14 protein-coding genes are annotated in these 13,791 nt (G+C 69.5%); 1 reads left to right on the top strand and 13 read right to left on the bottom strand.

The window, feature by feature from the left end; genetic code table 11:
• Positions 1–52 precede the first annotated feature (52 nt).
• From Q7X29_RS06845 to infA, 12 genes are all read right to left on the bottom strand, one after another.
• Complete coding sequence (locus tag Q7X29_RS06845) at positions 53–1,018, bottom strand: AraC family transcriptional regulator (protein WP_316573557.1); 966 nt, start codon at positions 1,016–1,018, stop codon at positions 53–55.
• An 85-nt stretch (positions 1,019–1,103) separates the two neighbouring features.
• Positions 1,104–2,057: a helix-turn-helix domain-containing protein gene (locus tag Q7X29_RS06840; RefSeq protein WP_218717570.1), complete on the bottom strand. Its 954-nt coding sequence runs from the start codon at positions 2,055–2,057 to the stop codon at positions 1,104–1,106.
• Positions 2,058–2,358: 301 nt separating this feature from the next.
• Positions 2,359–3,336 carry an AraC-like ligand-binding domain-containing protein gene (locus tag Q7X29_RS06835; RefSeq protein ID WP_316573556.1) on the bottom strand — a complete coding sequence of 326 codons (978 nt, stop codon included), beginning with the start codon at positions 3,334–3,336 and terminating at the stop codon, positions 2,359–2,361.
• A 461-nt stretch (positions 3,337–3,797) separates the two neighbouring features.
• Positions 3,798–4,964: a hypothetical protein gene (locus Q7X29_RS06830; protein WP_316573555.1), complete on the bottom strand. Its 1,167-nt coding sequence runs from the start codon at positions 4,962–4,964 to the stop codon at positions 3,798–3,800.
• A 125-nt stretch (positions 4,965–5,089) separates the two neighbouring features.
• Positions 5,090–5,929, bottom strand: a complete 840-nt coding sequence (truA, locus tag Q7X29_RS06825) for a tRNA pseudouridine(38-40) synthase TruA (RefSeq protein ID WP_316573554.1) — start codon at positions 5,927–5,929, stop codon at positions 5,090–5,092.
• Between the two features lie 82 nt (positions 5,930–6,011).
• On the bottom strand, positions 6,012–6,524 hold the full coding sequence (gene rplQ / locus Q7X29_RS06820; protein ID WP_019045113.1) for a 50S ribosomal protein L17: 513 nt from the start codon (positions 6,522–6,524) through the stop codon (positions 6,012–6,014).
• A gap of 46 nt (positions 6,525–6,570) precedes the next feature.
• Positions 6,571–7,629, bottom strand: coding sequence for a DNA-directed RNA polymerase subunit alpha (locus Q7X29_RS06815; protein ID WP_022567324.1), 1,059 nt, complete (start codon positions 7,627–7,629; stop codon positions 6,571–6,573).
• A gap of 91 nt (positions 7,630–7,720) precedes the next feature.
• The gene (gene rpsD, locus Q7X29_RS06810) at positions 7,721–8,326 is read right to left on the bottom strand and encodes a 30S ribosomal protein S4 (RefSeq protein WP_218717566.1); all 606 of its coding nucleotides are present in this window, start codon (positions 8,324–8,326) and stop codon (positions 7,721–7,723) included.
• Between the two features lie 22 nt (positions 8,327–8,348).
• The gene (gene rpsK / locus Q7X29_RS06805) at positions 8,349–8,762 is read right to left on the bottom strand and encodes a 30S ribosomal protein S11 (RefSeq protein WP_019045110.1); all 414 of its coding nucleotides are present in this window, start codon (positions 8,760–8,762) and stop codon (positions 8,349–8,351) included.
• Positions 8,763–8,771: 9 nt separating this feature from the next.
• Positions 8,772–9,143 (bottom strand): 30S ribosomal protein S13, encoded by a 372-nt coding sequence (gene rpsM / locus Q7X29_RS06800; protein WP_019045109.1) that lies wholly within the window; start codon positions 9,141–9,143, stop codon positions 8,772–8,774.
• Between the two features lie 179 nt (positions 9,144–9,322).
• A complete protein-coding gene (gene rpmJ, locus Q7X29_RS06795) occupies positions 9,323–9,436 on the bottom strand; it encodes a 50S ribosomal protein L36 (protein WP_011207363.1) in 114 nt (37 codons plus the stop codon).
• Between the two features lie 148 nt (positions 9,437–9,584).
• Positions 9,585–9,806, bottom strand: a complete 222-nt coding sequence (infA, locus tag Q7X29_RS06790) for a translation initiation factor IF-1 (protein WP_003418601.1) — start codon at positions 9,804–9,806, stop codon at positions 9,585–9,587.
• 269 nt (positions 9,807–10,075) lie between these two features.
• Here infA and Q7X29_RS06785 point away from each other — a divergent pair, with 269 nt between their 5' ends.
• Positions 10,076–13,348 (top strand): nucleotide-binding protein, encoded by a 3,273-nt coding sequence (locus Q7X29_RS06785; protein WP_316573553.1) that lies wholly within the window; start codon positions 10,076–10,078, stop codon positions 13,346–13,348.
• 21 nt (positions 13,349–13,369) lie between these two features.
• Here Q7X29_RS06785 and Q7X29_RS06780 read toward each other — a convergent pair whose 3' ends face one another.
• On the bottom strand, positions 13,370–13,762 hold the full coding sequence (locus tag Q7X29_RS06780) for a DUF4254 domain-containing protein (RefSeq protein ID WP_218717565.1): 393 nt from the start codon (positions 13,760–13,762) through the stop codon (positions 13,370–13,372).
• Between the last annotated feature and the right edge of the window lie 29 nt (positions 13,763–13,791).

Genomic DNA, 13,791 nt, shown 5'->3' with positions numbered 1-13,791 from the left:
ACCCCCCTCGACTGGGAAGAGGATATCACCGATGGAAAAGAATTCTTTTCGATTACAGCCCGGCACACATCGCATATCCCGCACGGTATTCCCCCGGCGCCATTCCGAATTCCGCGTGGAACACCCGGTAGAAGTGACGCTCGGCGGCGAATCCGGCGGCCGCGGCCACCTCTTCGATCGGCCGCATGTGCCCGTCGCGCAATAATTCGCACGCGTGTTCGAGGCGCAGTCGGAGCAATCGCCGGGCCGGGCTTTCGTCGCCTTCGAACAGCCGGTACAGGGTGCGGCGCGAGATCGCGAATCGCTGCGCGACGGTATCGACGGTGAGATCGGCGTCGGCGAACCGGCGCCGCATGAAAGCGAGGATTCCGGCCCGGATCGATTCGGCGGCCGACGGGCCCCGCGGCACCGACCCCGCCGCGAGTTGCAGCGCCGAGGCCAGCAGTCCGACGCCATGGCGCGCGAGCTCGGCGGCCACCACCGGGTCGCCGTGCTGCATGCCCGCCAGCCCGCGGAAGTACGCGCCGACCGCGGCGGCGGGATGTTCGGGCCCGAGCGCGATGGCCGACGGGATGGTGGCCAGGGGTGCGCCGACCGCGGCCAGCGCGTCGATCGGCACCTGGACGACAACCTTGTCGAAGTCCTCGTCGACCTCCCAGCGATAGGGCCGGGCGCTGTCGTAGATGACCATGCTGCCCGCGTCGACGTGGGCGGACCGGCCGTCCTGGTGCAGCACCCCACGTCCGCCCAGGTAGATGCTGGCCAGGATGTGGCGGTCGGCGGCGGCCTCGACCTGCCGCAGCGTCCGGCGCACGGTCTGCGCGCCGGCCTGCACCGAGGTGACCAGCAGATCGTCGTACGCCGTCGCCGCGATCCGGCCCCGAAAACCCTCCGTGCGGTGCGGCGCGACGGCGAGCGGAATGTAGGTCTGGCTCATCAGCGATTCCCACCGCTCGACCACCGCGCGCTGGGGCAGCCCGTCGCCGGCCCGGACGGTCACCGTCGTTCGTTGGCTCATGACCGCTCAGCCCCCTCCGTCACTCGGCCCTGCGTGCGCACAGTATGCCACGGGAATACGGACATAACGCCCAGAAAACGCGGGGTCACGCGGTGTGGCGGCGAGGCTCGCCGCTCGCGGGCACCTGCCCGGTGACCAGGCGATACTCCCCCGGCGTCATCCCGGTCTCCACCCGGAACGCGCGGAAGAAGTGCCGCTCGGAGGCGAAGCCGGAGGCGAGCGCGATCGAGGATGTCGACCGGCCGGCATCGCGCAGCAGCAGCACCTGCGCGCACTCGACCCGCATGCGCCGCAGCACCGTGCTCAGGCCGTCGCCGGTCTCGTCGAAGAGGCGGTACAGGCTGCGCCGCGACACCAGGCACGCGCGCGCGATCTCGTCGACGGTCAGGGCCGGATCGGTGCACCTGGACCGCATGAACGACAGCACCTGCTCCCGCGACAGCGCCTGGGCCGACTGCCCGGTCGGCAGCGCGCCACCGGCGAGCGTGACCGCCGACGCCAGCAGCTTGACCCCGTTGTCCGCCAGGACGACCGCCTGCTCGGGCGCGCTCTGCTGGATGCGGGCCAGATCGCGGAAGAACCCGGCGACGACGCCTGCCGGACTCTCGGCGTGCACCGTCGTCGCCGTGGGCAGCGCGTCGCGCCCGGTGGGGATGTGTTCGCCGAGGACCGACAGCGGGACGCGGGCCACCACCTGCGACCAGGAGCCGTCGATGTCCCAGTGATAGGGGCGGGTGGTGTCGTAGAAGACCATGTCGCCCGGACGCAGCACCGCGATCCGCCCGTCCTGGTGCAGCCTGCCGAATCCCTCGGTGAGGATGCTGACGAACAGGAACTCCCCGTCGGTACGCGCGATGCCGCTCTTGGTACGCCGAATACGCTGGCCACTGGCGCCGACGGTCGACAATTCGAAGCCGGGCAGGCTGCCGCGCACAATGCGGCCGTGGAACACCTCGTCGCGTTCGGGATCCACCGCCAGTGGCACATAGCTCTCCGACAGCAGGGATTCCCACTCCGCGAAAGCCTCACCCGCGGCCATCTCCGGACTGTCGTCCAGTCTCAGTTCGACGAGAGGCTCAGACGACTCCACGCCAACCACCTCGCTTTCCTGCGAACCGACCAGCAAACCGTGGGCGCAACAACGAATCACCCGTCGCCCGGTGTCCGAGCCTGCCAGATTCAGCGGGTCGTTGCCAACGAGTGATTCGAAATGGAAATATCAACTAAACTCAAATCTTCAACCGACCCCGGCCTTTACAGGAGATTTGGCCCGCCCCGCCGCATGACCGCCGCCACCTTGTGATGCTGATCACCGACCCCCGCGCGTCGCCGGGTCACGCTCAGCGCAACGCCACTCGCGCCCGGGCAACCATCCGGTATTCGCCCGGTGTCATTCCTGTGACCTCCCGGAACACTCGGTAGAACTGCCGTTCGGTGGCGAAGCCGGAGGCCGCGGCGACCGTCGCGATCGAGCCGATGTCCCCGGCCTCCAGCAACTTTCGGGCCCGCTCCACCCGCAGCCCGCGCAGCACCGCGCCGAGCCCACCCTCGAACTCCGCCACGATGCGATACAGCGTGCGGCGCGACACCCGGCAGGCATCGGCGATCCGATCGACCGTCAGGCCGGGATCGGTGAAGTTGGCGCGCACGTAGTCCAGCACGCGCTGACTGCTCATCGCCTCCGCCTGCGCGTGACCGGGGCGCCCACCCGCGGCGATCACCGCGGCCGCCCCGACGAGATCGATCCCGCTGGCGGCCAGCATCCCGGCGGCGGCCGGATCGGAATAGTGCAGTTCGGCCACCCGCTGGAAGAACCGGGCGAGCGTCGCGCCGACCCCACCGGCGCCCAGCATCATCCCGGCGGGCAGCGCCTCGGCTCTGATCCCCAGGAAGTCGACGACCCGCTGGCGGGGCACCCGGATCGTCAGATCCTCGATCGGGGCGTCCGACCGCCACCGGATCGGACGGGAGGTGTCGTAGAAGATCATCGACCCCGGCGTCAGCACGACGCGATGTCCCGCGTGCTCCACCTCCGCCCGGCCGCCGAGCACGACGCTGCCGATGACATGGAATTCGCCGGCCCTGGCGATGTGCCGCCGGGTGCGGCGCAGCTCGTGCCCCTGCACCCGCACTGTCCCCACGGCCACGTCACCGAAGTCCGCCGAGCGGATCCGGCCCGCGAACTCGCCGTCGACCGTGGGCGCGATCGAGACCTCGGTGAGCGCACTCCCGACCAGGTCCGCCCAGAATCCGAACGCGTCCGGCGTCGCCGTCGGCTCGGTCGAGCAGACTTCGGGAAAACCCTCGAACCCCTGCATCGCCCGATCGTTCCACCGGCGCCGACCCGCTGTCAGGAAATTTGACGAACATCACCGTTCGACTAGCTAACGAAGTGCGCGGCCTGCGGCTTCGCCCGGAACTCCGCCGAAGTCACCACGGTTGCCGCCCGGAACGCCCGGCAGAACCGCCACTCCGCGGCGAACCCGCCGCGGCCGCCACCGCAACGAGCGGCCCCGCCGGCTCCATCCGCAGCAACGTCTTGGCACGCTCCATCCGCATCGTAGACAACGGCGCCAGAACCCGTTGCCGCACCATCGCTTTCGCCCCGGCCGGGCCGGGCAGTCGACCCTGCCGCCGTCACCGGCGCCGAGGCGACCAGCGGCACGCCGTGCCCAGCCGGCTCGGTGGCCTGCCGGCCGTTGCCTCGACACCTCCGCCCGAACGGTTGTCACCCGGGATGGTGCACGCTATCCGGAATCGGTGGTTGTCCCACCGCCGCTCACGCCACACGACGGTGGGGGCGGGCGAGGATCTGCAGCACCAGCAAGGCCACCACCGCCGCCAGGGCGATGAGCGCGGTCACCCACGGCGTCGGGTAGTCCCACAGGACGAACACCGTCGCGGCGACGACCAACACCGCGGCCCGCAGTGGGCCGAGATACGCGGCGGCGAAGCGGGAGGCCCGGCCGCCCTCCCCGCGCCGCGTCCGCGCGATCGCGCCGTCGAGGGTGTCGCGCATCTTGGTGGCGAGGGTCGACGGCCCGGCCAGGAAGGCGCCGAGCGCCGTGAACGTGGCGACCAGTGCGACCACCCGCGTGGTCACCCGCAGCGGCTGGGCGAGTGTGTCGTAGACCGTCCTCGCCACCTCCTGCGAGACGTTGTGTACGTGGTCGAGATAGACCGTGCGCATGATCAGCAGGGCGGCGCTGAGCACCACCATCGACACCAGCATGCTCAGGGCCACCGCGAGCAGCGCCCGTCGCCGAGAACCGCTGCCCGCCACCAGCACCGCGCCGATCACGCAGCCCAGCGCGGCGACGCCGAGCACGATCGCGCCCCGGTCGAGCAGCCGCACGGCCCGTTGGGCTTTCGCCAGGTCGGCGGATTCGATCAGGACGAACTCGCCCTGCGGATCGACATCGAGGCGGGCCAGGTCGAAGCCACGATCCGCGAGCCGCGTCTCCACCTCGCGCAGCATCGGTTCCAGCGACAGCGAGACGACGCCGTCGGTACTCACCCGCAGCACACCGTCGTCCACCCCGGTGAGCGACGCGACGAGAGCGCGATGGGCCTGCCGGTTCGCCGACTCCCACAGGCGGGCGAAGGAGTCGCTGCGCACCAGCGTGTCCGCCGCGTCGCGCACCAGCGCCTCGGACTGCGTGGCCAGCAGGGTCGGCACACTGCGCAGCGCCGCCTCGACGCGCGGTCTGAGGTCACGACGGTCGTCGAGCGCGTCGACCAGTTCGGTGGCGGCACCGCGCACGTCGACGCGTGTCATGACCGCCTGGGTCAGCGCACCGGCGACGGCGTCCTGGATCACCGGATCGTGGGCCAGCGGGGCCATGGTCTCGACGTAGTGATCGGTATCGAGGAGCTCGGCGCGCGCGTAGCCGGCGAGCACCGTCACGAGGGTGAGCACGCCGGTCGCACAGACCAGCAAGGCCACGGCAATCCGCCTGACCGTACGGGCACGTCCACCAGAATCGTCTGCCATCTGCCCGGCTTTCTCGCTGACGTCGAGTCTGCCATCGTATCGCCGTGCGCCCGGTGGCGACAGCAACCGCGCGGCGGCTACTCCCCGCAGCACCCGCCCGCGGCGGGCAGCGTCCTGGTTTCCCTGGTCTGGGCGTTGCGCGCGGCGAGGTCGGCATCGGCCGGGTAGTCGACGCGCACCAGGCTCAGGCCGTGCGCGGGCGCGACGGTCACCGAGCTCGATCGCTCCGTCTCGGTCAGCAGGCTCGCCACCCACTCGGGCGTGCGGCGGCCCTCGCCGACGGCCAGCACGGCGCCGACCAGGCTGCGCACCATCGACCAGCAGAAGGCATCCGCGCTGACCCGCGCGTTCAGCAGCTCGCCGTCGCGCTCCCAGTCGAACCGCTGCAGCTCACGCACCGTCGTCGCGCCCTCGCGGCGGCGGCAGAAGGCGGCGAAGTCGTGCAGCCCGAGCAGCTGCCGGGACGCCGCGCGCATGGCGTCGAGGTCGAGACCGGGCTTGGCGGCGACAACGCTGCGGGCCTGCAACGGCTCGGCGCCGTAGCGGGCGGTGGTCAACCGGTAGACGTAGTGGCGACGGGTCGCGGAGAAGCGGGCGTCGAAGTGCGGCGGCGCGGGCGAGACCTCGGTGATGCGCACGTCCTTGGGCAGGAACCGCGCCATCCGGTACAGCAGTTTGTCGGCGTCGAGTTCGCCGGTGGTGTCGAAATGCGCGACCTGGCCCTCGGCGTGCACCCCGGCGTCGGTGCGCCCGGCGACGGTGAGCTGAATCGGTTCGCGGAACACCTTCGACAGCGACTCCTCGAGCGTGCCCTGCACCGTGCGCAGTCCCGGCTGACGCGCCCAGCCGGTGAAATCGGTGCCGTCGTAGCTGATCCCGAGCCGCACCCGGATCGCTTCCCGCTCGGTGTCGTCCATCGCTTCCTCCGCACCTGTCTTTGGCAAAAGAACGAGCCCGTCACCCACGAAGGGTGACGGGCTCGGCCGGACTCGAAGAGAATCAGGCGTCCTTCTTGTCCTCGGTGGCCTCGTCGGCGGCCGGGGCGTCGGCCACGGTCTCCTCGACGACGGTCTCCTCGGCCTCGGCGGCCGGGGCGGCCTCGGCCTTCTGCGAAGCGGCGACGCGACGAGCCCGATCGGCCTCGTTGGTCACGGTCTTCTCGCGGACCAGCTCGATGACGGCCATCGGCGCGTTGTCACCCTTGCGCGGCAGCGCCTTGGTGATGCGGGTGTAGCCACCCTCGCGACCCTCGAACGAGGGGCCGATCTCCGCGAACAGCGCGTGCACGATGTCCTTGTTGCGGATGACCTTCATGACCTCGCGACGGTCGGCGAGAGTGCCGCCCTTCGCCTTGGTGATGAGCTTCTCGGCGTAGGGGCGAACCGCCTTGGCCTTCGACTCGGTGGTCGTGATACGACCGTGCTCGAAAAGCGCCGTGGCCAGGTTGGCGAAGATCGCCTTCTGGTGCGACGCCGACCCGCCGAAGCGAGCACCCTTCTTGGGCTTAGGCATTGGATTCTCCTTGGGAAAGGTTCACCGGGGGTGCCCCCCTGGCGACCTAGAGCTGTTCGGTCTCGGCGTAGTCCTGCTCGCCGCCGTCGGTGTCACTGAACGTGCCGCTGTCGCTCCACGTTCCGGTGCTCGCGTCGTAACCCACCACGGAGGACGGGTCGAACGACGCCGGGCTGTCCTTGAGCGAGAGGCCCAGCGCGTGGAGCTTGACCTTCACCTCGTCGATGGACTTCTGGCCGAAGTTACGGATGTCGAGCAGATCCGACTCGGTGCGGGCGACGAGCTCGCCCACGGTGTGCACACCCTCGCGCTTGAGGCAGTTGTAGGACCGGACGGTGAGGTCCAGGTCCTCGATCGGCAGACCGAACGAGGCGATGTGATCCGCCTCGGCCGGGCTGGGGCCGATCTCGATGCCCTCGGCTTCGACGTTGAGCTCACGGGCCAGGCCGAAGAGCTCGACCAGGGTCTTGCCGGCCGAAGCCAGCGCGTCCCGCGCCGTGATGGAGTTCTTGGTCTCCACGTCGAGGATGAGACGGTCGAAGTCGGTGCGCTGCTCGACACGGGTGGCCTCGACCTTGTAGGTCACCTTGAGCACCGGGGAGTAGATCGAATCCACCGGGATCCGGCCGATTTCCGCACCGGTCGCCTTGTTCTGCACGGCGGGCACGTAACCGCGACCCCGCTCGACGACGAGCTCGATCTCGAGCTTGCCCTTGTCGTTCAGGGTGGCGATGTGCATGTCCGGGTTGTGCACGACGACGCCGGCGGGCGGCACGATGTCACCAGCGGTGACGGTGCCGGGGCCCTGCTTACGCACGTACATGGTGACCGGCTCGTCCTCTTCGGAGGACACGACCAGACCCTTGAGGTTCAGGATGATGTCGGTGACGTCTTCCTTCACACCGGGAACGGTGGTGAACTCGTGCAGGACACCGTCGATGCGGATGCTCGTGACCGCGGCCCCCGGGATGGAGGACAGCAGGGTACGACGCAGCGAGTTGCCGAGGGTGTAACCGAAGCCCGGCTCGAGGGGTTCGATGGTGAACTTCGAGCGGTTCTCCGCCACAACCTCTTCGGTCAGTGTCGGACGCTGGGAAATCAGCATGAGGATCTACTTCCTGTTCAGGGCATCCGCTATTTGATGCCTCGTCAGTGAGTGCGGGGGTCGCCGTGTGCGCGACCCCCACCAAAAGCGCTTACTTCGAGTAGTACTCGACGATGAGCTGTTCCTGCAGCGGCACATCGATCTGCGCGCGCTCGGGCAGCTGGTGCACCAGGATGCGCAGGCGGCCGGGGACGACCTGCAGCCAACCGGGAACCGGACGCTCGCCGACGGTCTCACGCGCGACCTGGAACGGCAGGGTCGGCAGCGACTTCTCCTTGACATCGATGATGTCGTACTGGGAGACCTGGTAGCTCGGGACGTTCACCTTGACGCCGTTGACCACGAAGTGGCCGTGGCTGACGAGCTGACGAGCCTGACGACGGGTGCGCGCCAGACCGGCGCGGTACACGACGTTGTCCAGACGCGACTCGAGCAGACGCAGCAGGTTGTCGCCGGTCTTGCCCTTGAGGCGGTTGGCCTCTTCGTAGTAGCGACGGAACTGCTTCTCCATGACGCCGTAGGAGAAGCGAGCCTTCTGCTTCTCCTGCAGCTGCATGAGGTACTCGGATTCCTTGATCCGCGCGCGGCCGTGCTGGCCGGGCGGGTAAGGACGACGCTCGAACGCCTGGTCGCCTCCGACGAGGTCGACGCGCAGACGACGCGACTTGCGGGTGATGGGGCCTGTATAACGTGCCATTTTTTAGCTGTTTCCTTTCCCGCTAGACGCGACGACGCTTGGGCGGCCGGCAGCCGTTGTGGGGCTGGGGGGTGACGTCGGAGATCGAGCCGACCTCGAGGCCTGCGGCCTGGAGCGAACGGATCGCGGTCTCGCGGCCCGAACCCGGGCCCTTCACGAACACGTCGACCTTCTTGACACCGTTCTCCTGCGCCTTGCGGGCAGCGTTCTCGGCGGCGAGCTGCGCGGCGAACGGGGTGCTCTTACGCGAACCCTTGAAGCCGACGTGGCCCGACGACGCCCACGAGATGACATTGCCCTCGGGGTCGGTGATCGAGACGATGGTGTTGTTGAACGTGCTCTTGATGTGCGCGTGGCCGTGCGGGATGTTCTTCTTATCCCGGCGACGCGACTTCTGAGTCTTCTTCGGGCCAGCGGCCCGGCTCTTCGGAGGCATACGCTATCCCTACTTCTTCTTGCCGGCGACGGTCTTCTTCGGACCCTTGCGCGTACGCGCGTTGGTCTTGGTGCGCTGACCACGAACGGGCAGGCCACGACGGTGGCGGATGCCCTGGTAGCAGCCGATCTCGATCTTGCGGCGAATATCGGCCTGGACCTCGCGGCGCAGGTCACCTTCGACCTTGAACTCCGACGCCTCGATGTAGTCGCGGAGCTTGGTCAGGTCGTCGTCGCTGAGATCCTTCGAGCGCAGGTCCGGGCTGACGCCGGTCTGAGCCAGGATCTCGGTGGCGCGGGTGCGCCCGATTCCGAAAATGTAGGTCAACGCGATCTCCATGCGCTTTTCGCGCGGGAGATCGACGCCCATCAGACGTGCCATGTGGCAGGTTCCTTAATGGTTGCGGAGGTCTGCTCCCTGTCCGTCCCCCCGTCTTTCAGGTGGGGGCACCGGCCTCCGTACCGGTGGTTGGCGCGCACAGCCTGCGTGCGTGCTGGAGCTGGGAGTTCTTCTTTTCGGTCAGTCCGATCAGACGATCGGTGCCCGGCGGTGAGGCTGGATCAGCCCTGACGCTGCTTGTGGCGCAGGTTGTCGCAGATCACCATGACCCGGCCGTGGCGGCGGATCACCTTGCACTTCTCGCAGATCTTCTTGACGCTCGGCTGAACCTTCACGTCCGTCCAATCTTTTCTTGGTCCACAAGGGTCTGTGAACACAGTTTTTCCCCAGCCGACGACTGGGGAAGTCTTGTAGCGCGCTCCGACCAGGGCCGGAACACCATGCGACGCCGCGTGCCGTCAGGCTCGCGGCGTCGAGCGGGTCTCACTTGTAGCGGTAGACAATCCGGCCGCGAGAGAGGTCGTACGGCGACAGCTCGACGACCACACGGTCTTCCGGAAGGATACGAATGTAGTGCTGCCGCATCTTTCCGCTGATGTGCGCGAGAACCTTGTGACCGTTCTCGAGCTCGATCCGGAACATCGCATTGGGCAGCGGCTCGACAACTCGACCCTCGACCTCGATGGCCCCGTCTTTCTTCGCCATATCCTCCGCGATCCCGGTTATGCTTCTAACCTGAGTTGGATTGCCTCGTAGCTGCTCGCTGGCATGCGAACAGTCGGCGCATAGGTGCACCGCCGCTCAAGCTTACCGGTACTGCACTCCAGAGGCAAAAACGCCCCGAACCGGCCGCCGGTCCGGCGGGGTCGGCCGCCCGGACCGCCCACCACCGCGCCGGGGTTGTCGCGTAAACTCACCGGCGTCGGAGATGTGGGTCGAGCAGATCGGGGGACCCTGGTGAGCGGAACGCGCCGGTGAGTCGTAACAACGACAGCCTCCCCATGTTGCCGCCGTGGCTGTCGGAGAGCGAAGTCACCCAGGTCGGCTACGAGGCTCCGGTCGAGAACCTCCCCCAGGACGACCTGATCGACGAGGCACCCAAACGCCGCCGCTTCATGGGCCGTGGCGGGAACGACGATGCCAAGAAGGACAAGCGCGGCCGCCGGCGCAAGGGCGAGGACCAGCAGCCCGAGCAGCACCGGCCCGATCCCGCCCCCGAGCCCATCACGCAGCGGCCACCCGCCGAACAGCCGCCCAGGCGGCAGTCGGAGTGGACCGCCGAGACCGCCAACCCACTGATTCCCGGCGATCAGCCGAGCGCCGGATGGCCGGGTGGACCGACCGTCGGCGCTGGTTCGCCGCCGCCGTGGCCGCAGGAGCGGGCACCGTACAACGACAGCGCCCCGGTGGCACCGCCCGCACCCGCGCCCACCGGCGACCCGTCGATGCCCACGGGCACCTCCTTTCCGCAGAGCCCGCCGTCGCACGGTGGCCCGGCCGCCGCGCCGCAGGTCGGCCCGACCGGCCCGCACGAGAGCTCCGCCGCCTCCTACGCCGACCCGACCGCATCGGCGGACGACCATTCCGGCCCTGCCCTGCCCACACGCACGCCCGCGCCACCGTCGAACGGGTTCACCCCCCTGGGCCCCGGCCAGCAACAGCGCCAGCTCCCCGACCTGCCGCCGCCCCCGCCGCTGCCGGATCCGCCCACGCGCACCCGGCCGACCGAAGCGCCACCGCGCCTGACCGCACCGGGCGAGCCCTCCACCTCTGCCCCGTCCGACCCGATCCTCGGCCCGATGCCGACGTCCGCCGTCGAATCGCCCGCGCCGTCGACCGGTAGCGCTGACCCGCTGCTCGGCCCGGTGACGAATGCCGCTACCGGTGCTCCGTCGACCGGTGCCGCCTCGGTGGGCGGGTGGCCGACGCCCGATGACGCGGTCGCCGACGTGCGCCCGCCGTCGCCGGAAGCGCACCTCGCGCGCACGCCCGACCAGGCATCTGCGCCCGTTGCCCGGCCACTGCCGGACCCGGCCGATGCCGCACCGGCGAAGTCGGGCGAACTCGCCCCGTCCGAGTCCAGCGAACAGGCAGGCAGCACCCGCGGTCGGCACAGCCTCGATCAGCCGGAGTCCGCAGCCCCGACGAGCGGTGACAGGGCATCGGCGGCACCGGATACCACGCGGACTCCCCCGCGCCTGCCGGAACCGCCCGCGCACCTGGACGACCGATCCGCCACGGGTACCACGCACCCCGCCGACGCACTGTCACCTGACGCCTCACGGATTCCGCCACCCCTGCCGGAACCGCCTGCGCGCCTGGACAACCCGTCGACCTCCGACACACCGACGCGTCCAGCGACATCGGCGGAGGCCACCCCGCGCACTGCACCGTCACCTGACGATGCCGCGCCCACCACAGCCGCGCCGGCCGACGCCACCACTCGCATGAGCCTGCCGGGTGATCTCACCGCCGGTACGCCGTCGAGTGCCCCCGAGTCCCGGTCCGCTTACAGCGCAGGCGAATCCACGCCGCCCAGCGGCGCGGGGTCCCCGTATCGTCCCGGCGAGTCGATCGCTCCGCCGCAGGCGCCGGGCCCCGAGCAGTCGCACTACGTCTCGCAGACGCCGACTTACCATTCGTCGCAGTACAAGGCGATTCCCGGCGATCCGTCGCCCGGCACGGGTACCCCGTCGACGCCGGACGCGCAGACCGGGATGTTCCGCGGCGACGACCCGCGGATTCAGGCCGCTCGGAATCAAGCCCCCGGCGACTACGCGCCGCCCACCTGGCAGGCCGGACAGCAGCCGCAGGCACCGCAAACCGGTTTCCGCTCCGGCGAATTCGCGCAGCCACCGAACCCGGTCTCTCCGTATCAGCAGGCCCCTGGCCGGTACCAGCCGAGTGATCCCGCGCACCACCTGCCCGAGTCGTATCACCGTCCGGACGGCGCGCCCGTACCGCAGCCCGATGGCGCCGCCACACCGCACCTGCGTCCCGACGGCACGCAGGCCGAGGCGACCCGGCACTACCAGCAGCCCGATGCGGCCCAGGTCCCGCCGTACCAGCGGCCGGACGGCGCGGCACCGCAATTGCTGCCCGATGGTTCCCCGGCACCGCAGTACCTGCCCGATGGCACCCCCGCGCCGCAGTTCCAGCGCCCCGACGGAGTCCAGCCGTACCAGCAGCCGGGTGACGTCGCGCCCCAGCAGTTCCAGGGCGGCCCGACCGTGCCGCCGTACCAGCAGGCACCGGGCCAGTACCAGCAACCCGGCCAGTACCAGCAGCCCGGCTGGGGCGCGCACGCCCAGCACGGCTACCAGCCGCCGTCGCTCGACAACGTGCCGGTCAAGCGGGTCAAGAAGGCGCCGGGCAGTGGCTGGCGTAAAGCGGTGCACCATGTTTCGGGTGGTGCGATCAATCCGGGGATGTCCGCCGAGGAGCGGCGCCTGCAGGAACTGGTCGCCCGCATCCGGCAGCCGGTGCGCGGTGACTACCGGATCGCGGTGCTCTCGCTCAAGGGCGGTGTCGGCAAGACGACGACCACCACCGGCCTCGGTTCGATCTTCGCCTCGATCCGCGGCGACCGGGTGATCGCGGTCGACGCCAACCCCGACTTCGGCACCCTGTCGCAGCGCGTGGCCTTGCAGACCCGCTCGACCGTGCGCGACCTGCTGCTCGATCCGTCGATCGAGCGCTACTCCGATGTCCGCCGCCACACCTCGCAGAGTTCGAGCAGGCTGGAAGTGCTTGCCAGCGAACGGGATCCGGCCGCGTCGGAGTCGTTCAACGACGAGGAGTACCGGGCCGTGGCCCGGATCCTGCAGCGGTTCTACAACATCATTCTCACCGACTGCGGCACCGGCCTGATGCACTCGGCGATGAGCGGCGTGCTCGATCTGGCGCACTCATTGGTGCTGATCTCGTCGGCGGCGATCGACGGCGCGCGCAGTGCCGCGGCGACGCTGGACTGGCTGTCGCTGCACGGGCACGACCACCTGGTCCGCAACGCGGTCGTGGTGATCAACCTGCCGCGTGAGGGTTCACCGAATGTCGGTGTCCAGCAATTGCGCGAGTACTTCCTCTCGCGCTGCCGGGCCGTGCACATCATCCCGTTCGACGAGCACCTGTCGGAGGGCGCCGAGATCGATCTGCACCGGCTGCACAAGACGACCAAGCGGGCGTACGTGGAACTGGCGGCGACCGTCGCCGACGAGTTCGGGGTAGACCACCACCGCTTCGGCTGAGAGACGCCGCGGGCCGACCGGTCACCACTCCGGCAGCCTGCGGCGACCGGCGATCACGTCGCGGACCAGGTCGTCGTAGGCGTCGGCCAGTTCGGCCAGGTGGTGCCACGCGCAGTGCAGCATCTCGTCGTTGGCGGGCATGGTCATCAGGGCGTGGTGCGCCCGCACCGAGGACTCGGCCAGCCGGTCGATGACCGCGCCGATCGTCTCGGTGTGCAGGGTCGCGCCCAGGCGGTGCTGCGGGACGCCGCGATGCACCCAGTCGTCGATCGCGAGGACCAGTTCGGCTCGGCGGCAATCGATCTCACGCAGGACCACCGGATCGGTGTCGACGAATCCGCCGCGCCCGACGATGCGCTTCTCGTGCAGGACCGCGAGATCACGCGCGAACCACAGCAGTGGTCCCCCCACCACCCGATGTCCGCGACACGCCCGGACGAGAA

Source organism: Nocardia canadensis, from assembly GCF_032656385.1.
Taxonomy (GTDB): domain Bacteria; phylum Actinomycetota; class Actinomycetes; order Mycobacteriales; family Mycobacteriaceae; genus Nocardia; species Nocardia canadensis.
Note: the sequence above shows the minus strand (reverse complement) of the source record. Positions and strands in the feature narration are given on the sequence as shown.